General features: G+C 68.7%; 15 protein-coding genes. 6 read left to right on the plus strand and 9 right to left on the minus strand.

Annotated elements, in window-relative coordinates; translation table 11 throughout:
• Nucleotides 1–59: 59 nt before the first annotated feature.
• The 4 genes from JNB50_RS01080 to JNB50_RS01095 are packed head-to-tail and all read left to right on the plus strand — an operon-like array spanning nt 60 to nt 4,470.
• On the plus strand, nt 60–1,892 hold the full coding sequence (locus tag JNB50_RS01080; protein ID WP_208038259.1) for a glycoside hydrolase family 15 protein: 1,833 nt from the start codon (nt 60–62) through the stop codon (nt 1,890–1,892).
• A complete protein-coding gene (locus tag JNB50_RS01085; RefSeq protein ID WP_208038260.1) occupies nt 1,889–2,989 on the plus strand; it encodes an ATP-binding protein in 1,101 nt (366 codons plus the stop codon). The genes JNB50_RS01080 and JNB50_RS01085 overlap by 4 nt, the downstream gene beginning before the upstream one ends.
• A 15-nt stretch (nt 2,990–3,004) precedes the next feature.
• On the plus strand, nt 3,005–3,877 hold the full coding sequence (locus JNB50_RS01090) for an MIP/aquaporin family protein (RefSeq protein ID WP_243767856.1): 873 nt from the start codon (nt 3,005–3,007) through the stop codon (nt 3,875–3,877).
• A 32-nt stretch (nt 3,878–3,909) separates the two neighbouring features.
• Entirely contained in the window at nt 3,910–4,470 is a 561-nt protein-coding gene (locus JNB50_RS01095; protein ID WP_208038261.1) for a hypothetical protein, read from the plus strand.
• Nucleotides 4,471–4,511: 41 nt separating this feature from the next.
• Here JNB50_RS01095 and JNB50_RS01100 read toward each other — a convergent pair whose 3' ends face one another.
• The 5 genes from JNB50_RS01100 to JNB50_RS01120 form a co-directional block, all read right to left on the minus strand.
• Nucleotides 4,512–6,887 (minus strand): arylsulfatase, encoded by a 2,376-nt coding sequence (locus JNB50_RS01100; RefSeq protein ID WP_208038262.1) that lies wholly within the window; start codon nt 6,885–6,887, stop codon nt 4,512–4,514.
• Nucleotides 6,888–7,068: 181 nt separating this feature from the next.
• The gene (locus JNB50_RS01105) at nt 7,069–7,740 is read right to left on the minus strand and encodes a GAP family protein (RefSeq protein WP_208038263.1); all 672 of its coding nucleotides are present in this window, start codon (nt 7,738–7,740) and stop codon (nt 7,069–7,071) included.
• A gap of 10 nt (nt 7,741–7,750) precedes the next feature.
• Nucleotides 7,751–9,001 (minus strand): AI-2E family transporter, encoded by a 1,251-nt coding sequence (locus JNB50_RS01110; protein WP_208038264.1) that lies wholly within the window; start codon nt 8,999–9,001, stop codon nt 7,751–7,753.
• Nucleotides 8,988–10,718, minus strand: coding sequence for a SulP family inorganic anion transporter (locus tag JNB50_RS01115; protein ID WP_307794550.1), 1,731 nt, complete (start codon nt 10,716–10,718; stop codon nt 8,988–8,990). Before JNB50_RS01115 ends, JNB50_RS01110 begins: the two co-directional genes overlap by 14 nt.
• A gap of 13 nt (nt 10,719–10,731) precedes the next feature.
• Nucleotides 10,732–11,205, minus strand: coding sequence for an SHOCT domain-containing protein (locus JNB50_RS01120; protein WP_208038265.1), 474 nt, complete (start codon nt 11,203–11,205; stop codon nt 10,732–10,734).
• A 173-nt stretch (nt 11,206–11,378) separates the two neighbouring features.
• Here JNB50_RS01120 and JNB50_RS01125 point away from each other — a divergent pair, with 173 nt between their 5' ends.
• Nucleotides 11,379–13,724: an arylsulfatase gene (locus JNB50_RS01125; RefSeq protein ID WP_208038266.1), complete on the plus strand. Its 2,346-nt coding sequence runs from the start codon at nt 11,379–11,381 to the stop codon at nt 13,722–13,724.
• 4 nt (nt 13,725–13,728) lie between these two features.
• The gene (locus tag JNB50_RS01130) at nt 13,729–15,330 is read left to right on the plus strand and encodes a SulP family inorganic anion transporter (RefSeq protein WP_208038267.1); all 1,602 of its coding nucleotides are present in this window, start codon (nt 13,729–13,731) and stop codon (nt 15,328–15,330) included.
• Between the two features lie 10 nt (nt 15,331–15,340).
• On the opposite strand, the gene JNB50_RS01135 is transcribed toward JNB50_RS01130, so the two are convergent.
• Genes JNB50_RS01135 through JNB50_RS01150 form a run of 4 tightly spaced genes read right to left on the minus strand, consistent with a single transcriptional unit; the run spans nt 15,341 to nt 19,405 of the window.
• Entirely contained in the window at nt 15,341–16,219 is an 879-nt protein-coding gene (locus JNB50_RS01135; protein WP_208038268.1) for an acyltransferase domain-containing protein, read from the minus strand.
• Nucleotides 16,216–17,115, minus strand: coding sequence for a carbohydrate ABC transporter permease (locus JNB50_RS01140; RefSeq protein WP_307794551.1), 900 nt, complete (start codon nt 17,113–17,115; stop codon nt 16,216–16,218). Before JNB50_RS01140 ends, JNB50_RS01135 begins: the two co-directional genes overlap by 4 nt.
• Nucleotides 17,112–18,077, minus strand: coding sequence for a sugar ABC transporter permease (locus tag JNB50_RS01145; protein ID WP_307794552.1), 966 nt, complete (start codon nt 18,075–18,077; stop codon nt 17,112–17,114). The genes JNB50_RS01140 and JNB50_RS01145 overlap by 4 nt, the downstream gene beginning before the upstream one ends.
• The gene (locus JNB50_RS01150) at nt 18,074–19,405 is read right to left on the minus strand and encodes an ABC transporter substrate-binding protein (RefSeq protein ID WP_208038269.1); all 1,332 of its coding nucleotides are present in this window, start codon (nt 19,403–19,405) and stop codon (nt 18,074–18,076) included. The genes JNB50_RS01145 and JNB50_RS01150 overlap by 4 nt, the downstream gene beginning before the upstream one ends.
• Nucleotides 19,406–19,415 lie beyond the last annotated feature (10 nt).

Genomic DNA, 19,415 nt, shown 5'->3' on the forward strand with positions numbered 1-19,415 from the left:
GCTCGCGCGCGGAGCTAGCATGCGGCCGGGCGTGACCATCCCACAGGGAGGAGATCGACATGGAGGCGTTTCCCGAGATCGCGGAGCACGGCATGATCGGCGACCTGCAGACGGTCGCCCTGGTCTCGACCGCCGGCTCGATCGACTGGTTCTGCGCTCCCCGGTTCGACTCCCCGACGATGTTCGCCTCGCTGCTCGACCGTGAGAAGGGCGGGTACTTCCGCATCCACGCGCTGGCCGACGATGTGCGGATCCGGCAGATGTACTTCCCGCAGACCGCCGTGCTGATCACCCGGTTCATGTCGTCGGAAGGTGTCGGCGAGGTCATCGACTTCATGCCCGTGGCCGACGAGCCGCACATCGCGACCGCGAGGAGGGTCATCGTGCGCGCGGTCCGGGTGGTGCGCGGAAAGCTGACCTTCCGGCTGGAGTGCCGTCCACGGTTCGACTACGGCCGCAGCGCGCACACGGCGGCGGCTTCCGAGCACGGCGTGCTCTTCGCCTCCGACACGACGAGCGCAGCCCTGCACGGGGTCGAGCCGGAGTCCGTCGTCGACGGCGACGTGGTCTCCGAGTTCGCCGTCGAAGCGGGCGACCTCCGCATCTTCGCGTTCGAGACCGAGCCGCGCGGTGAGCCCCGCGACATCGGGCGGGCCCGCGGCAACCGGCTGTTCCGCGACACCGTCGCCTACTGGCGCGACTGGATCGGCCGCAGCGCCTACTCGGGTCGCTGGCGCGAGGATGTCGAGCGGTCGGCGATGGTCCTCAAACTGCTGCAGTACGCGCCGACAGGCGCTCTGGTCGCCGCGCCGACGGCGGCCCTCCCGGAACAGCTGGGCGGAGTGCGCAACTGGGACTACCGCTACACCTGGATCCGCGACGCGTCGTTCTCGGTGTACTCGCTGCTGGCGCTCGGCTACCAGGAGGAGGCGATCGCCTTCGCGCTGTGGACCGCCGACCGCGTGGTCGAACAGGTGGGCGAGGGCTCCGGCCCGCTCAAGATCATGTACCGCATCGACGGATCGTCCGACCTGGAGGAGCTCACGCTCGACCACTTCGAGGGCTATGCCGGGTCGCAGCCCGTGCACATCGGCAACGGCGCCGCCGACCAGTTGCAGCTCGACATCTACGGCGAGGCCTTGGACGCGCTCTCGATCGCCGAGGACCATCGTCCGATCGGGCATCCCGGCTGGATGAAGCTGGTCGGCATCCTCGACTGGCTGTCCGACAACTGGGACCAGCCCGACGAAGGCGTGTGGGAGACCAGGGGAGGCCGCAAGGACTTCACGTACGGGCGGATCATGTGCTGGGTCGCCTTCGACCGCGCCATCACGATCGCCCGCGAGCGCAGCAGGCCCGCTCCGCTCGACCGCTGGATCCGCACCCGCGACGCGATCTACGAGCAGGTGTTCACGCGCTGCTGGAATCCAGAACGCAAGGCGTTCACGCAGTATCCCGGCACGGACGTCGTCGACGCGATCACCCTGCTCATGCCGTTGGTGGGGATGATCTCGCCTCAGGACCCGATGTGGCTGTCGACCCTCGACGTGATCGGGGAGGAGCTGGTGACCGACAGCCTGGTGTACCGCTACAACCCGGCCGCGTCTCCGGACGGCCTCCCCGGCGAGGAGGGCACCTTCTCGCTGTGCTCGTTCTTCTACGTCTGCGCGCTGACCGACGCCGGCCGGCTGGACGAGGCGCAATACGCCTTCGAGAAGATGCTCACCTACGGCAACCACCTGGGACTCTTCGCCGAGGAGATCGATCCGGCCGGCCTCCAGCTCGGCAACTTCCCGCAGGCGTTCACGCACCTGGCCCTGATCCGCGCGGCGATCAGCCTCGACAGCGCGCTCACCGCGCACTCCGCCACGAACAGGAAGAACCCTCGATGATCCCGCTCACCATCGGCACCACCGTCGACGCCCCCAACCGCTCTGCCGTGATCGACGGCTCGCGGTTCAACCGGCACACGTTCTGGTGCGGCCAGAGCGGGTCGGGCAAGACGTACGCGTTGGGCGTCGTACTGGAGCAGCTGCTGCTGGAGACCGAGCTGCCGATCGCCGTGCTCGACCCGAACGCCGACTTCGTGCGGGTGTCGCGCACGCGCGACGACACGACGGCCCTGGAGGCCGAGCGCTTCGCCGAGCTCGACATCCGCGTCTTCCACTCCAGCACACGCGAGGAGCCGCAGCTGCACGCCCGCTACATCGACCTCAGCGTGCGGTCGCAGGCGGCGGTCGGCCGGCTGGACCCCATCGCCGACGAAGAGGAGTACAACGCCCTGCTGCACCTGGACAAGTCGCCGAGCCAGCACTTCGACAAGCAGCGCTTCCTCGACGGGCTGGCGTCCTCCGGCGACCCGGCCAAGCAGCGCCTGGGCATGCGCATCGACAACCTGGAGATCCTGGACTGGCCGCTCTGGTCGTTCGGCGGGTCGTCCGCCGTCGACACGATCGACGAGCGACCGAGGGTCACCGTTCTCGATGTCGGCGGGTTCGCCCACCAGGCCGAGCCGCAGGCCGCGGCGCTCTGCGTGCTGGAGCACCTCTGGGAACGCAGGATGGACCGCGAGCCGCTCCTGATCGTCCTCGACGAGGCCCACAACTTCTGCCCTCCCGTGCCGCGGAACAGCGTGGAAGCCCAGCTCACCGAGCAGCTCATCCAGATCGCCGCGGAGGGCCGCAAGTTCGGGCTGTGGCTGTTTCTGTCGACGCAGCGGCCCACCAAGATCCACCCGAACGTGCTCTCGCAGTGCGACAACCTCGGCCTGATGCGCATGAACTCGCCGCGCGACCTCGACGAGATCGGCGACGTGTTCGGGTTCGTGCCGCAGCACCTCCTCGAGCAGTCGCCGACGTTCCGCAAGGGCGAAGCGCTGTTCGCCGGCGCGTTCTCGGACGAGCCGCAGCTGGTGCGGATCGGCAGGCGGCTCACGGTCGAGGGCGGCAGCGACCTGTCCGTCGAGCCGCGAACGGTCGAGGTGGCATAACCGGAAGGAGACACCATGAGCGAGGCGCCGGAGACGTCGCAGCAGCGGGCGGAGGCGGACGCGCAGGCCGCCCGCGGAATCATGTCGGACGTCGTGCACGGCCGGCTGATGCACGTGCCGACGACTGTCGCGCAGTCGATCGAGGACTTCCACGACACCTCGCAGGAGTGGCGGCGGCTGTTCTCCGAGCTGCTCGGCACGTTCTTCCTCGTGCTCGTCGCGGCGGGCGGCGGGATGATGGGCCAGGCGTTCCCGAACACGATCTCGCGGACGGCCGCGGTGACGGCGCCCGCGCTGATGGTGTTCGCGATCATCCTCTTCATGGGCAAGGTCTCCGGCGCACACCTCAACCCGGCAGTCAGCGTCGCGTTCGCGCTGCGCGGCGACTTCCCCTGGTCGCGCGTGCCCGGCTACGTCCTGGTGCAGCTCGCCGGCGCCTCGCTCGCCGCCTGGTTCCTGGAGGGGGTCACGCACGTGTCCTCCCGCTACGGCTCGAACTACCCGGCGTCCGGGTTCAGCTCGTGGGACGCGCTGCTGATGGAGACGGTGCTGACCTTCGGCCTGGTGAGCGTCATCCTGGGCACAGCCTCCGGAGCCCAGAACCTCGGCATCATCGGCGCCTTCGGCGTCGGCGCCTACATCGCCCTCGCCGGTCTGTGGGGCAGCCCGATCTCCGGGGCGTCCATGAACCCGGCCCGCACCTTCGGGCCCGACCTGGTGAGCGGCCACTGGGACGCCTACTGGGTCTACCTCGTCGGCCCGGTCGCCGGCGCGGTGATCGCCGTCGGCGCGGCCTTCCTGCTGCGCGGTCGCGGCGGCGGGCGCGCGGGGTCGGCTGCGGCGCAGGGCGGCCTGATGACGGAGGCGCGGTTCCCGGAACAGGACTGACGGAGGGCGTCGGGGCGGACCATGATGTCCTCATGGACTCGATGGATCTCAACCAGTCCTCCGCCGAGCCGGGTGGTGGCGTCCGCGTGCAGCGCGCCCTCTGGCGGCACTGGGGGACGCCGGCCGGCATCTACGGGACCATCGTCTACGCCAGTGTCGTCGCGGCCAGCTCCGGCGGCGCGAGGGAACAGGACCAGTCGGACGCGCTGCACGTGCTCGTGTTCAGCCTCGTGAGCATCGTGGTGTTCTGGATGGCGCACGTCTACTCGACAGCGCTCGGATTCCACGGCGCGGACGAACGGGTGGGCGCGCGCGTGCGCGACGCGCTGGGCCACGCACTCTTCGAGTCCGGAGGCATGCTGGAGGCCGCGATCGTCCCGAGCATCCCGCTGCTGCTCGCGGCGATCGGCATCCTCCCGGCCGGCCTCGGCGTGTGGCTGTCGCTCTGGCTGACGGTGCTGCTGCTGGCGCTGCTGGGCTACCTGGTCTTCCACATGCGCGCGCGGCCGGTGCTGTTCTGCGTGATGGGCGCCGTTATCACCGGGCTGTTCGGGGTGGTCGTCATCGTGCTGAAGACGACGCTGCAGCACTGAGGCGGCTCTGTCACGCTGGTCCGGCCCAGACGTGTTGCTGTCTACTGCCGGAGCATGGCGATGTCGTAGAGGTGCTTCGGGTCGATGAGGTGGTCGTGGTTGTCGTCGCCCACGTCGATGCGGACCCAGTCGACTGTGCCGGTGAATGTCGAGTCCTTGATGGTGTACTCGTTCGTCACCACGGTTGCCGTCTCCCCGCCCACATCCGCTGTCTCGTCCATGGAGAACGTGAACGGCTCTGTCTGCTCGACTCGACCCGTCCCTACAGCCTCGCCATCGACGTAGAGCGTGACGTCGCCGCCCTTGCCGAGCCCGCCGCCGTCGTACGCCAGCTCTGCGCGCACCTGATGGCTGCCCGGGGCGAGGGGTGCGTCGGATGCGGTGATGTACCAGTCGACGCCGAGCATGTTGTAGCAGAACTTCAACGTGGAACCCGTGGTGTACAGGCTCCAGCCGCCGAATGCGCCGCCCTGTGCGACGATCGTCCCGTCCGCGCCGCCCTCGGAAACCTCGATCTCGGCCGTGACCGTGAACGACTTGTTCTTCGTGTTGATGATGCTGTTCTCGCTGAGGCGCACCATCTTCGGGAACAGCAGCTGCGACGTCCCCTGGACAAGCTCGGGGCGCCCCGCGATCTGCGAGTTGAACCTCTCGAAGCCACGGTCGTCGAGCGGGAACACCTGGTACTTGGCCGCCTCCAGCAGGAACATCCGCTGTAGCTCGGCGAGCTTCTCCGGCTGCTCCTTCGACAGGTCGCGGGCCTGCGACCAGTCGGTGGACCCGTCGTACAGCTCCCACACGTCCTCGTCGAACGAGTGGAACTTCTGGTCCACGCCCGGGAAGGTGGGGTGACGGTGCAGCGTCACCGCCGACCAGCCCTCGTGGTAAATGCCCCGGTCGCCGCCGAGCTCGAAGTACTGCGTCGTGTGCTGCTCCGGCGCGTCCGCGTCGTCGAACGAGTACACCATGCTCGTGCCGTGGATCGACTCCTGCTGGACGCCGTCCACGAACATGGGATGCGGGAGTCCTGCTGCCTCGAGCACGGTGGGGGCGACGTCGATGACGTGGCTGAACTGGGTGCGCACCTCCCCGCGGGCGCTGAAGCCGTTCGGCCAGTGCACGATCGTGCCGTTGCGGGTGCCGCCCCAGTGGCTGGCGACCTGCTTCGTCCACTGATACGGCGTGTCCATCGCGAGCGCCCAGCCCACCGCGTAGTGGTTGTACGACGTCGGGCCGCCCAGCTCGTCCTTCCGCTCCAGAAGGAACTCGGTGGTCTCGAGGTCGTGGCGGCCGTTGATGTTGAAGTACTCGTTGAACGTGCCCTGCAGCGTCCCCTCGGCGGATGCGCCGTTGTCGCCGATGATCAGGTACACCAGCGTGTCGTCGAGGACCTCCAATTGCTCGAGCGCATCGATGAGCTTGCCGATGTAGTGGTCGGCGTACGAGAGGAACCCGGCGTACACCTCCATCTGACGCGCGAGCACGGGCTTGAGGTCATCGGGCATGTCGTCCCACGCGGGGATGATGTCGGGGCGGACTGTCAGCTCCGCGTCGGCGGCGACGACCCCGAGCTTCTTCTGCCGCTCGAGGGTCTGCTCGCGCAGTGCGTCCCAGCCCTGATCGAACTGGCCCTTGTACTTGTCCGCCCACTCCGCCGGGACGTGATGCGGCGCGTGCGTTGCCCCTGGTGCGAAGTACGTGAAGAACGGCTTGTCCGGGGCGAGGGCGCGCTGCGACCGGATCCAGCCGATCGCGCGATCGGTCAGGTCCTCCATGAAGTGGTAGCCCTCTTCCGGCGTGCGGTCCGGCTCAACCGGCGCGGTGTTCTCGTAGAGCGACGGATACCACTGGTTCGTCTCGCCGCCGATGAACCCGTAGAAGTACTCGAATCCGCCGCCAGGCGTCGGCCAGTGCGTGAACGGCCCCATCGGCGACGTCTCCCACACCGGCACCTCGTGGCACTTCCCGAACTGCGCCGTCGAATAGCCGTTCAGCTGCAGGACCTTCGCGAGCGGGGCGGCCGTGTTCGGACGCACCGAGTTGTAGCCCGGCGCGGCCGTCGCGACCTCGGTGATCGCCCCCATACCGACAGCGTGGTGATTGCGGCCGGACAGCAGTGCAGCGCGGGTAGGCGAGCACAGAGCCGTCGTATGGAACCGCGTGTACTTCAGGCCCCCGGCGGCGAGCCGCTCAGCCGTCGGAGTCGCGATCGGCCCCCCGAACGCGCTCGACGCGCCGAAGCCCACGTCGTCGAGCAGGATCACGAGCACATTCGGAGCGTCCACCGGCGGGCGGACGGGCTTATACGGAGGAAACTTCCCCACCGAATCCTTCGCGTCATAGATCGTCGGACCCGAATACGGCTGATCCGGAATCGGAAGAGTCGTCCGGCTGAACGCTTCGCCCTCGACGGCCATGCTGGCTCCTTCTCTCACTCCCACGAGCGCCATCCCTGCGCCGCCCGTCACCACACACTCTGGCTCAACAGCAACAACGCCATCTAGTCCCCAGCTCTCTGTCCGGAGCTGCAGCGAAGTACTCGATTGAGAGTGGGGAGGCTGCGCTGACCGTGGGCAGGAGCGGGCTCCGCCGACGCGATCAGAAGCTCGCGATCCCCTTGCCGATGAGCACGACGCCGATCACCAGCAGGAGCACCGCCATCACCGTCGCGTTGTTCTGCACGAGCCAGCCGCGCAGTGAGTCGAGCGGGCCGCGGAGTGCGTTTGCGGCCACCAGGTAGCCGATCACGGGGATCGCGACCGAGCAGCACGCGACGAGCACGAACACCGCGATGACGACGGTCGTCGAACCCGCCGACAGCCCGGCGGTGCCGATGGCGACACCGGCGCCGGCCGCAAGCAGGAGGTTCTTCGGGTTGACCGCCGCCAGGATGAAGGCGAGCACGAACCCGCGGCCGGCCGTCATGGAGTCGATGGCGCCCATCCACTTCGGGAGCGCCGCCGCCTCCCCGTTCTTCGGCCGCGACCGCCACTGCCGCAGGGCGAGCAGCAGGAGCAGGGCGCCGAGGACGATCTTGATCGTGCCGGCGATCGGTTTCGCAGCGGAGGCGTCGTTCGCCGGGATGAGACCGGAGAGCAGCGTGAACACCACCACCGCGACGACGATGCCCAGCACCCAGCCGATCAGGAAGCCGACGCTCGTGCCGCGCGCCTTCGGCGACAGCAGCATCAGGATCGCCGCGATGATCGGTATCGGGCTGATCGCGATGCCCAACGCGAGAGGGAGGGTGTCCCCGATCGCACTCCCCATTCCGTCCTCCTCAGGTGGTCGTGCCGTCCGGGCGGTCCGGCGGCGGTGGTCCGTCGGCGCGCCCGCCGGTGTGCGCGGTGGCCTTGGCCTCGCGCCGCTCCGCCTTGGCCGCAGCCGACTCCACTTTCATCAGATCCTTGGTCTCGCGGAGGTCGCCGATCGCGCCGCGCCAGATCCGCGCCCGCGGGTCGGAGTCGACCAGGATCGCGCGGAACAGCAGCGTCAGCGGAATGGCGAGGATGGCGCCGATCGCGCCGAGGACGACCGCCCAGAGCAGCACGGAGAAGAAGGTGAGCGTCTGGCTCAGCGCCACCGCGTTGCCGACGACCTTCGGCTGCACGACGGACTGGACGACCGCGTTCACGATCCCGTAGATGACGATGATCGCGATCACCGTGCCCCAGCCGCCGATGAGGTAGCCGAAGACGAGGGGAGGGACCAGCGCGAGGAAGTAGCCGACGTTGGGGATGAAGCTGCACAGGAACGACAGGATCGCCCAGAGCAGCGCCGCGGGCACGCCGAGGATCCACAGGGCGATGCCGTTGATCACGCCCTGCACGATCCCGAGCAGGGTGGTCACCACCATGTAGCGGCGCACACTGTGCGCGAACCCGGTCATCGCGTAGACCAGGTTCGGCTTGGTCGGCTCGAGCTGACGCAGCAGCGTCGGCGTGTACGCGGCGTCGGCCGGCATCAGGATGAGCATCGTCAGTACGATCACGCCGAAGGTGATCAGCCCGAACGCGCCGCCGAGCACTCCGGTGAAGACGTTCACCAGCTTGGTCGGGTCGAAGCCCTGCGTCACCGCCTTCAGATCGGCCGGGCTGATCCCGATGCTCGAGAGCCAGTCGGCGAACTGCTGCCCGATCTGCTGGAACTGCTCCTTGTACTGCGGGAGCATCCCGACGAACTGGGCCATCGCGATGATGAGGAGGGCGACGAACCCGGCGAGCAGGGCGAACGTCGTCAATGCGACGGCGCCCGTCGCGACTCCGGAGGGCGTGCCGTGGTGTTCCAGCCAGACGCGGACGGGCTGGGCGCAGATGACGAGGACCAGGGCGAGCAGGCTGGGGGCGAGGATCCCCGCGATCGCGTGCATTCCGAAGAGGACGACCACGCCGCCGGCGAGACCGAGCAGGATGCGCACCGAGCGGCCGTTGGCGGCGGTCGCCTCCTGGTCAGAGTCGGGGCCGCTCGGCGGTGCGGCCTCCGGTGCACGGGTGCGGCGGCGGAACGGCCAGACACCGCTAAGGGCGGCCATGGCCCGAGCCTTCCGGATGGGACTGGAGTGCCATGATGGCCTCCCGATTGGTGTCGAAGAAGTGCACCCCGTCGAGGAGCTCGAGGTGCTGGAGGCGCTCGCGGATGCCGGGACGGACGCGGCTGAGCGCGAGATCGGCCCCGTGGGCGGTGAGGAAGGCGTGCACCGTCTCCCAGGACTCGGCGCCGGTCACGTCGACGTCGGTGACGGCCTCCATGTCGAGGACGACGTGGGTGGCGCCGGTGTCGCGCACCGCGCGCTCCACGGCCTTCTCGAAGGAGGTCGAGTTGGCGAAGAACAGCGGAGCGGCGAGTCGCACGACCACGACGCCGGGCACGGTCGGCGCGCCGGCGGGAGCGGCCTCCAGGAGGGAGTGCTCCGGGTCGCCGTCGGCGGCCAGCGTGTCGATCGGCGGGTTCGCCGCGCGCCGCGTGACGTTGATCACCGCGAGCACGAAGGCGATGACGATGCCGGCGATCGGGCCGATGAACAACGCGCCGAGGAAGCACGCCGCTCCGATGGCGAACTCGAACCTGTCGAGACGCCACAGCCGCACGAAGTCGGGGATGCCGAGCAGCGGGACCACCGCGACGGCGACGATGGTGCCGATGGCGGGGGAGGGGATGTCCTCGAGCAGCGCCGTGCCGAACAGCAGCAGCAGGAGCGTGCCGAGGGCGGTGACGAGGGAGGGCAGCTGGGTGCGCGAGCCGGCCTGGTCCATCGCCGCGGTGCGGGAGGTCGACGAGCCGACCGTGAAGCCGCCGCTGATCCCCGCGCCGAGGTTGGCGACGCCGAAGGCGAAGAGATCGCGGTCGGGACGGGTGGGGTAGTTGCGCTTCTCGCCGTACGACCGGGAGACCAGCAGGCCCTCGCCCATCGTCACGACGGTCAGGGCGATCGCGGACGGGATGAGCGCGAGCCACTGGGTCCACTCGATCACCGGCCAGGTGAGGGTGGGCGGTCCGGCCTGCACCTTTCCGAGCACGTCCACGCCCGCCTTCACGGCGCCGGTGAGCACGACCACGACGGTGGCGACGATGAGCACGATGAGCGCCCAGGGCACCGCGGCGGCGATGCGGCGGCCGACCAGCAGCACGATCAGAGAGCCGATCGAGATCAGCAGCGACCAGACGTTGAGACCCGGCAGGCCGGTGACCAGGCCGCCGACCTTCTCGACGAACTCGCCTCCGGAGTCGATCTTCACACCGAGCATCTTGGCCACCTGCGACACCAGGATGTCGAGTGCGAGGCCGCCGACGAAGCCCACCAGGATCGGCTTGGACAGGAAGTTCGCCAGGAATCCCAGCTTGAAGAACGAGCACAGCAGGAACAGCACGCCGCAGATCAGCGCTTGGGCCAGGGCCAGCGTGATGTAGTCCTGGTGGCCGGCGACCGCGAGTCCGCCCAGGGACGACGCGACCAGTGCAGCTGCCGCGGCGTCCGGCGACGCGACGAGTTGCCGTGACGACACCGTCAGGGCGTAGAACACGGCAGGGACGACGAGCGAGTAGAGGCCGGCCGTCGCCGGCAGGCCCGCGATCTGCGCGTAGCCGATGTTGAGCGGGATGGCGATCGCCAGCAGAGTGACGCCGGCGAGTACTTCGCGGACGGCGTTCTTGCCTGTCAGACCGGCGAGCGGCCGCAGGCGGGTGCGGTGCGGCGCCGGAGCCCTCGAGGACTCCGGCGCCGCTGCGGTCGGGCCGGTCACGTCGGTCACCGAGCCCGGGTGGTCACGCCGTGGGCGCTGCCGGCGGCGGAGTCGGAGCCGACGGCGCGGCGGGCGCTGCCGGCGCCGCGTGCGCTCCGGCTGCGGCCTGGTGGCCGAGGGCGACGCTCTTCAGGTGGGCGAACTCCTCCGGCGTGATGGTGCCGGCGTCCAGCAGGGCCTTGGCCTTGGCGATCTCGTCGGCCGGGCTGCTGGCGGCGACCTGGCGGATGTACGCGTCGGTGCTCTGCTGCACCTGGCGGGCCTCCTTCTGGCTGCGCTCCGCCATCCCAGGGCCGCGCGCGATCAGGTAGACCAGCGCGGTGAGGAACGGGACGAAGATCAGGAAGATGATCCAGAGCGCCTTCCACCAGCCGTTGAGCTTGTGGTCGCGGAACAGGTCGCTGATGATCGCGAACAGCGCGAACAGGTACGCGATGAACGCGAAGCTCCAGAAGAACAGCCAGATGATGTTCCAGAAATTGTTCCAGAAATCCATGTCGTTACCCCTCCTGCCGGGCTCGATCGAGCCTGGATGTGGGCTGAGAGTAACGCGGAGGGGGGAATCGCGTCTAGAGGTCTTCCGGCACGGATCATGAGCCGCGGACCCGTCTAGACGCGTCGGTCGCGCCGTGACTACCCTGTCGCTCAATCCGAGGGGGTATTCCGACTGTGACCAGAGAATTCCAGGGAAAGATCGAACTCGACGTGCGGGACTCGGTGTCCGATTGGGACGCGTTCCTCCCGCCGACAGCGCCGGAGGGCTCGCCGAACGTGCTCCTGGTGCTGTACGACGACACCGGCCAGGCCGCCTGGTCGACGTACGGCGGGCGCATCCAGATGCCGACGATGGAGCGGCTGGCGGCGAACGGCCTGACTTACACGCAGTGGCACACGACGGCGCTGTGCTCGCCGACCAGATCGACGCTGCTGACCGGACGCAACCACCACTCCAACGGCTTCGCGACGATCTCCGAGTCGTCGACGGGGTTCCCGGGCTACAACTCGCACATTCCGGCCAGCAACGTGCCGATGGCAAGTCTGCTGCGCGACGCCGGCTGGGCCACGTTCTGGGTGGGCAAGAACCACAACGTGCCGATCGACGAGTGGACGGCGGGCGCCAGCAAGAAGAACTGGCCGCTGGCGCAGGGCTTCGACCGCTTCTACGGCTTCATCGGTGGCGAGACCAACAACTGGTATCCGTCGCTCGCCGAGGACAACCACTACATCGACCAGCCCTACCTGCCGGAGCAGGGCTACCACCTGTCGAGGGACCTCGCCGACCAGGCGCTGAAGATGCTGCGGGACGTCAAGCAGACCGAGCCGGAGAAGCCCTGGTACCTGTGGTTCTGCCCCGGAGCCAACCACGCACCGCACCATGCGCCCCAGGAGTACATCGACAAGTACAAGGGCGTGTTCGACGACGGCTACGAGGCGTACCGCGAGTGGGTGCTGCCGCGGATGATCGAGAGGGGCCTCCTGCCTGAGGGCACGGAGTTGACCGAGCTCAACCCGATGCCGCCCGGGACGTTCTCCGAGAGCGACGAAGTGCGCCCGTGGGGGGAACTGAACGCCGAGGAACGCGCGATGTTCAGCCGGATGGCGGAGGTCTACGCCGGGTTCTCCGAGTACACCGACGCCCAGGTCGGCCGCATCGTCGACTATCTGGAGGAGTCGGGCCAGCTCGACAACACCCTCATCATCTACTGCGCCGACAACGGCGCCTCGGGTGAGGGCAGCCCGAACGGGTCGGTCAACGAGGGCAAGATCTTCGGAGGCTACCCCGACGACCTCCAGGAGAACCTGCGCCTGGTCGACAAGCTGGGTTCGCCCGACACGTACAACCACTACCCGACCGGCTGGGCGGCCGCGTTCTCGACGCCGTACCGGATGTTCAAGCGGTACGTCTACCAGGGCGGCGTGTGCGACCCGCTCGTGATCTCGTGGCCGAAGGGCATCAGAGCGCGTGGCGAGGTGCGCAACCAGTACCACCACTCGACCGACATCGTGGCGACGATCCTCGACGTCTGCGGCGTCGAACTGCCCGCGACCTACAACGGCGTGGAGCAGCGTCCGCTCGACGGCATCCCGATGACGTACAGCTTCGACGCGCCCGCCGACGGCGCCACGACAAAGCGGACGCAGTACTTCGAGATGTTCGGCAACCGCGGCATCTGGCACGAGGGCTGGAAGGCGGTCACCGAGCACGGCCCGGTGAGCGGTCGCGGCGACTTCCCGAGCGACACCTGGCAGCTGTTCCACACCGACGTCGACCGGTCGGAGGCGCACGACGTCGCCGCCGAGCACCCCGACAAGGTGGAGGAGCTGAAGGCCCTGTGGATGTCCGAGGCGAAGCGGAACGACGTTCTGCCGCTCAACGACCTGCAGATCATCGGGAACCCCAAGGACTTCGAGACGTTCATCAGCATGGAGTTCAAGGTCCCCGTGCCGGCGAGCGGCCAGTACACGTACTACCCGGGCACCAGCGAGATCCCCGAGCGGTCGGCCGCGAACACGCACGGCGTCTCGTACAAGGTCCTCGCCGAAGTGGAGACGACCGCCGACACCGAGGGCGTGATCTTCGCGCACGGCTCACGGTTCGGCGGTCACAGCCTGTTCGTCAAGGACGGGCAGCTGTACTACGTCTACAATTTCCTCGGCATCCCGCCGGAGAACGTGGTGTCCGCCCCGATGCCGGCTCCCGGCGCGCACGTCCTCGGCGTCTCGTTCACCAAGGAGGGGACCGGCCAGTACCGGGAGGCGGTGGGACCGCTGGCTCTCTACATCGACGACGAGAAGGTGGCGGAGCAGGAGATCCACACGATCCTCGGCCACTTCTCGCTGTGCGGGGAGGGACTCTGCATCGGCTACGACTCCGGCGACGCGGTGTCGAAACTCTACGCGGGCTCGCGGTTCGAGTACTCCGGCGGCGAGATCGTCAAGGTGGTCTTCGACATCGCCGACGATGCGTACGTCGATGTGGAGGCGCACCTGGCCGCCGCGATGGCACGAGATTAGGGCGATGACCACCGCGCCCGCGACCGCCCGGCGGTCGTGGCTGCTGCCCACGCTGGCGGGCTACCGCCGGGAGTGGCTTGGCCGCGACGTCCTCGCCGGCGTCTCGGCGGGCGCGGTGGTCGTGCCGCAGGCGATGGCCTACGCGACCATCGCGAACCTGCCGGTGGAGGCCGGGCTCTACACCGCGACGGTGCCGATGGCCGTGTACGCGTTCCTCGGCGGCTCCCGCGCGATGAGCGTGTCGACGACCTCCACCATCGCCACGCTCACCGCCACCACGTTCGTCTCGGCGGGGGTGGTCGCGAACTCGCACGCCATCCCGCGCGACCTGGTGACCCTGACCCTGCTCGTCGGCGTCGCGCTGCTGCTGGCACGGTTGCTGCGGCTCGGCACGCTGGTGGAGATCATCAACAAACCGACGCTGCTGGGCATCCAGATCGGGGTGGGCGCCACAGTGGCGGTCGGGCAGCTGCCGAAGCTGCTGGGGGAGACCGACGCGCCGACGGGCAACGGATTCATCCACAGCGTCAACGCGGTCATCGCGGCGGTCCCGCACGCCAACCCGGTGACCACGGTGCTGTCGGCCGTGTCGATCGCCGCGCTGTTCCTGTTCAAGCGCTTCCTGCCCCGGGTGCCCGGGCCGCTGATCGTCGTCGCCGCCGGCATCCTGCTCGTCGCGTTCGGCGGCCTGAGGTCGGCCGGCGTCGAGCTCATCACGCCGGTCACGCAGGCGTTCCCCGTGCCGGTGCTGCCCAGCTTCGACCACGTCTTCCAGCTCATCCCCGGCGCGCTCGCGATCGCAGTGATGGCGTTCCTCGAGTCGGCGGCCGTCGCACGCGGCATCCGTGAGCTGGACGACCCGCGCATCGACAGCAACCGGGAGCTGTTCGCGACCGCGATGGCGAACCTGCTGGGCGGCTGGTTCCAGACGCTGCCCGCCGCCGGCGGCTTCTCGCAGAGCGCCGTGAACAAGGCGGCCGGGGCGCGCTCGCAACTCGCGGCGCTGGTCACGGTGGTGCTCGCGCTCCTGATCGGGCTGTTCCTCGGCCCGGTGATCAGCCTGCTGCCGCAGGCGACGCTGGCCGCCCTCGTGTTCGTGGCCGTGTTCGGCCTGATCGACGTGAAGGACCTCGTGCTGCTCTGGCGGATCAGCCGGCGAGACTTCGCGGTCTGCCTGGCGACGACCGTCATCGGGCTGACCGCCGGCCTGCTCGCCGCCGTCGCGGTCGGGGTGCTGTTCACACTGGTGCTGCTGCTCGCCGCGCTCAACAAGCCGCGGGTCCGGGTGGATGAGTCTTCGGGAGGCCGCATGGCGGTCAGCCTGCTGGGGCCGCTCTACACCGCCAACGTGCTCGCGACCGAGCAGACGATCCTCGACGCGGTGGACGCGGCGCGCGCGACGGGTGACGTCACCGAGCTGACCCTGGACTGCTCCACGCTGCAGGACATCTCGGTCACCGTCATCCTCGCCCTCCAGAACCTCGACCAGGAGCTCGCCGGGCGCGGGGTGCGACTCCGCGTGCGCGGCCTCCCCTCCGCCGCGCACGCGGTCGCCGCGCGCACGAAGTGGTTCCAAGGGCTGGAGGCGGACGGGCGGGTCGTCTAGCCGGGTCCGCTCAGTCGCCGCTCCACTCGAGCACGCCCGTGCCGACCTGCCAGGCTTCGCCCCGGTCGTAGCGGTCGATCACGAGGCGTTGCAGCGAGGTCGGGTGCTCCAGCCGCGGCAGCTTGGAGCGGTCGCGCTCGCGGAACAGGAAGTAGAGCGCCTCGGTCGGAGCGTCGACGGGATCCCCCACGAGCGTGTAGCGCTCGGCGAACCGGACGAGGTTCGTGTCGGCGGGCAGTGACCGCACCAGGTACGGGTCGAGCAGCCAGCTCTCGCAGACGCCGGCGACGATCCTGCGGTCGGGGAAGACGGCTCCGAAAAATCCGCGTGCCAGGCGGATGCTCTCGTCCACCAGGTCCGGGCTGAGCGGCCCGGACTCGGGGATGTGCATGCCGACGACCCAGTCGCCCGCGGCGATACCGGCAGGCAGAGCGGCCACGCTGCCCGCCGGCACCGAGAGCTCCGTGCGCTGGAGGGCGAAGGTGAGCCTGCCGAGACCGTAGAGCATCCCGACATAGTGGGGGATGAGCCAGGTCCAGGTCTCCAGCCCGAACGCGCCGTGCCGGAGCCGGTGGATGCGCGTGTTGCGGCCCACATCCGCGAGGGTCGTTCCGGTGACCTCGGCCGGCACACCGAGCTGCTGGTGATACGCGACCAGCCGCGGGGTCAGCTCGACGTAGGCACGCAGCCACGCGAGCGGCGGGATGCCGAGGTGGTCGAGCCGCGCCTCCTCGAACGTGCCGAGGAAGGGGAGGATCGCCTTCTCGGCGAGCCGGGCGGCCTCCGCGACGGCCGGATCGGCGAGGAGCCGCTCGACGTCACGGCGATCGGCGTCGTCGAACCCGAGCAGGTCGAGCGTGTCGGCGGCGGAGGCGGTGCTCGTGCTCATCGCAGCGCCCCGTTGGTGGCGCCGGCCACGAAGAAACGCTGGAACACGATGTAGAGCACGATGAGCGGCGCCGCGATCATCAGCGTCGCGGCGGCCAGCAACGCCCACTGGTTGTTGCCGTTCTGACCGTAGAACGAGAGCAGGCCCTGCGCGACCGTCTGGAGCTGTGGCGACGACAGGTAGATGGTCGGCCCGATGATGTCGTTCCAGACGCCGATCGTCTGCAGGATGAAGACGGTCGTGAGCACCGGGCGGCAGAGCGGGAGGACGAACGACCAGATGTAGCGGAAGTAGCCGCAGCCGTCCATCGCGGCGGCTTCGTCGAGCTCCCGGGGCAGCGTCCGCAGGTAGCCCACGATGAGGAGCGGGCCGATGCCCAGGCCGGCCGTCGAGATCAGGATGAAGCCGATGCGGGTGTTGTAGAGGCCGAGCTGCAGCATGAGCTGGAACTGCGAGACGATCGAGTTGGGCAGGAAGAGCGCGAGCGCGAAGAGCACGCCGACGACGCGGGAGAACCGCACGTAGCCGCGGGCCACCGGGAACGCGATCAGCACGGAGAGGATGACGGCGATCCCCGCGGAGACCACCGCGTAGACCAGGCTGTTGACGATGAGGTTGCCGAAGCCGCCGCGCGACCAGGCGTCGACGAAGTTCTGGAGTGCGACGCCGTGCGCGATCGCGCCGGGGTCCCGCACGAACTCGTCAGGGCGCTTGAACGCCGTATTGACGAGGAACAGCAGCGGGAACACGTAGATGAGGACGACGCCGAGCACGATCAGGTAGGTGAGCCCGCGCATGCCGGCCAGGCGTGCCCGGGTGGCGGTCAGCGGCGCCGTCCGGCGGCGGGGAGAGCCCGACCGGGCGATGACACGCCGCGCCGAGGATTCGGAAGTCACAGTTGCGTCTCCTGTCTGCGGAGGAACCAGAGGGCGATGAGCGAGATGACCGCGGTGAGCACGAACTGCACCATGGAGATCGCGGAGGCGTAGCCCTGCTCGGAGGAGCCGCCGAAGCCCAGCGCGAAGATCTGCATCGCCAGCACGGAGGTGGAGGGGCGCGAGCCCGTCAGGACGTAGATGATCTGGTAGGTCTGCAGCGACCCGATGATCGAGATGAGCACGTTCACGGTCGTCGCCGGGGCGATGAGCGGGACGGTGATCCGCCGGAACCGCTGGAAGGCGTTCGCGCCGTCGACGGTCGCCGCCTCGTACAACTCGGCCGGGATCGCCATGAGGCCGGCGTGGTAGATCATCATGGAGTAGCCGAGCGACATCCAGATCTGCACGAAGATGACGATGCCGAGGGCGAGGTTCGGGTCGCCGAGGAACGCGGAGGTCCGGCCGAAGAGCGCCCAGATGCTGGCGGCCGGGCCGCCCGTCGGGTTGAAGAACAGCGACCAGATCAAGCCGGTCACCGTCACGCCGAGCACGACCGGCATGAAGATGATCGCCCGGAAGAAGGCGGCGCCCTTGATCTTGTTGTTCAACAGGACCGCCGTGCCCAGCGCCAGGGCGTTGAGGACGACGGTGACGCAGAAGGCGAAGACGAGGGTGCGCCACAGCACGCCGAGGTTGGCCGACGCCTCGCCGGAGGCGAAGAAGCGCGCGTAGTTCTTGAACCCGACCCAGTTCCAGCCGATCCCCGGGATGCCGGAGACGTCCGTGAACGAGAAGAGGACGACGGTCACGGCCGGCACGAGCGAGAACAGCCCGAACAGGATCAGCCCGGGAGCCATCCCGAACCACGGAGCCGCCTTGCCCCGACCGGAGGCGGCGAACGGATTGCGCAGGGGCGCGGCGGTCTGTCGCCGCGCCCCTGTCTTCCTGCGGCCGGAGACCGCAGCACTGTCGAGGATCACTTGGGGAGGCCGCCCTGCCACGCCGCCTGCATCTGCTTGGTGAGGCTCACCATGTCCGACTCGGTTCCGAGCGGGGCGATGTAGTCGTAGGCGAACGGGGTCGCGACGATCGGGCCGGCGCTGACGTTCGTGTGGAAGACCTGGTCCCAGGCCGGGACGAAACCGGACTTCGGCAGGTACTGGTTCAGAGCCGTCAGATCGGCCGGCAGCTTCAGGTCGCTCTGGGCCGGACCGAAACCGGAGCCCGCGATGAAGTCGGTGTAGACGTCCTTCGAGGCGTAGAGCGCCAGCCACTCCTTGGCGAGCTTCTGGTTCTTCGACGACTTCGGGATCGCGAGGCTGAACTCCAGCTTGGAGGCCAGGTACTTGTTGTCGGAGGCCGTGTCGGAGCCCGGCATCGGGAAGTACCCGAACTGGAACTTCGGGTCGGCGGTGGTGATCGCCGGGATCTCCCACGAACCGTCGGGGAGCATCGCGGCCTCGCCCTTGACGAAGCGGGACGGGACGGACGCGTAGTCGATGCCCGTCCAGTTCGGCAGGGTGTTGTCGTAGACGGTCTGCACCCGCTTCATGAGGGTGAGCGAGGTCTCGCCGGCGAGGTCGGCCTTCCCCGTCCACAGATCCTTGTCGAGCTGGACCGTGTCGGGATAGAGCGACTGGACCATCCCGAAGGTCGGGAGCACGGCGGGCCAGAGGTCTTTGCCGCCCATGATGAAGGGGCTCACGCCGTGCTGCTTGAGCATGTCGATGGTGTGCAGCATCTCGTCCCAGGTGGTGGGAACCGAGAGCCCGTACTGCTCGAACATGGCCTTGTTGTAGAAGACGCCCGTCTCGTGGCTGACGCCCGTCGGCACGGCGTACTGCTTGCCCTTGTACGCGAACTGGTCGAGCACGCCCGCGGAGAAGTTCTTCATGAAGGGCTCGTCGGTGAGGTCGACCCAGGCGCCGGCCGCGAGGCCCTGCACCCAGGAGCTCTCCTTCTGCCCGACCACCCACTTCGGCAGGAGCGAGGTGCCGCCCTGCGACGACCCCTCGGTGATGTCGACGTCCTTGGCGGTGAGCCTGGTGTTCTTCACGGTGTCGAAGTCCGTGCCGATCGCGGTGCTGAACTGCACCTTCACACCGGGGTGCTCCTTCTCGAAGCGCGCGTTGATCTTCTTGAACTCGGCGTCGGTGGGGGCGTTGCTGTGCACAAGGATCTTGAGCACGCCGCTGTCGCCGCCGGTGTCGCCTCCGCCCAGGTAGCTGCAGCCGGCGGTGAGCACGGCGAGGGATGCGGCGACGGCGACCGCGACGAAGCGGGCGGTGCGTCTCGGGGACCGGATCATGGAATCTCCT

Source organism: Leifsonia sp. TF02-11 (genome assembly GCF_017565305.1).
In the GTDB taxonomy this organism is placed as follows: Bacteria; Actinomycetota; Actinomycetes; order Actinomycetales; family Microbacteriaceae; genus Leifsonia.

Excerpts from the sequence above, each read along its gene's own strand:
- JNB50_RS01080 (WP_208038259.1), top strand. The coding sequence starts at position 60 with ATGGAGGCGTTTCCCGAGATCGCGGAGCACGGCATGATCGGCGACCTG.
- JNB50_RS01085 (WP_208038260.1), top strand. The coding sequence starts at position 1,889 with ATGATCCCGCTCACCATCGGCACCACCGTCGACGCCCCCAACCGCTCT.
- JNB50_RS01090 (WP_243767856.1), top strand. The coding sequence starts at position 3,005 with ATGAGCGAGGCGCCGGAGACGTCGCAGCAGCGGGCGGAGGCGGACGCG.
- JNB50_RS01095 (WP_208038261.1), top strand. The coding sequence starts at position 3,910 with ATGGACTCGATGGATCTCAACCAGTCCTCCGCCGAGCCGGGTGGTGGC.
- JNB50_RS01100 (WP_208038262.1), bottom strand. The coding sequence starts at position 6,887 with ATGGCCGTCGAGGGCGAAGCGTTCAGCCGGACGACTCTTCCGATTCCG.
- JNB50_RS01105 (WP_208038263.1), bottom strand. The coding sequence starts at position 7,740 with ATGGGGAGTGCGATCGGGGACACCCTCCCTCTCGCGTTGGGCATCGCG.
- JNB50_RS01110 (WP_208038264.1), bottom strand. The coding sequence starts at position 9,001 with ATGGCCGCCCTTAGCGGTGTCTGGCCGTTCCGCCGCCGCACCCGTGCA.
- JNB50_RS01120 (WP_208038265.1), bottom strand. The coding sequence starts at position 11,205 with ATGGATTTCTGGAACAATTTCTGGAACATCATCTGGCTGTTCTTCTGG.
- JNB50_RS01130 (WP_208038267.1), top strand. The coding sequence starts at position 13,729 with ATGACCACCGCGCCCGCGACCGCCCGGCGGTCGTGGCTGCTGCCCACG.
- JNB50_RS01135 (WP_208038268.1), bottom strand. The coding sequence starts at position 16,219 with ATGAGCACGAGCACCGCCTCCGCCGCCGACACGCTCGACCTGCTCGGG.
- JNB50_RS01150 (WP_208038269.1), bottom strand. The coding sequence starts at position 19,405 with ATGATCCGGTCCCCGAGACGCACCGCCCGCTTCGTCGCGGTCGCCGTC.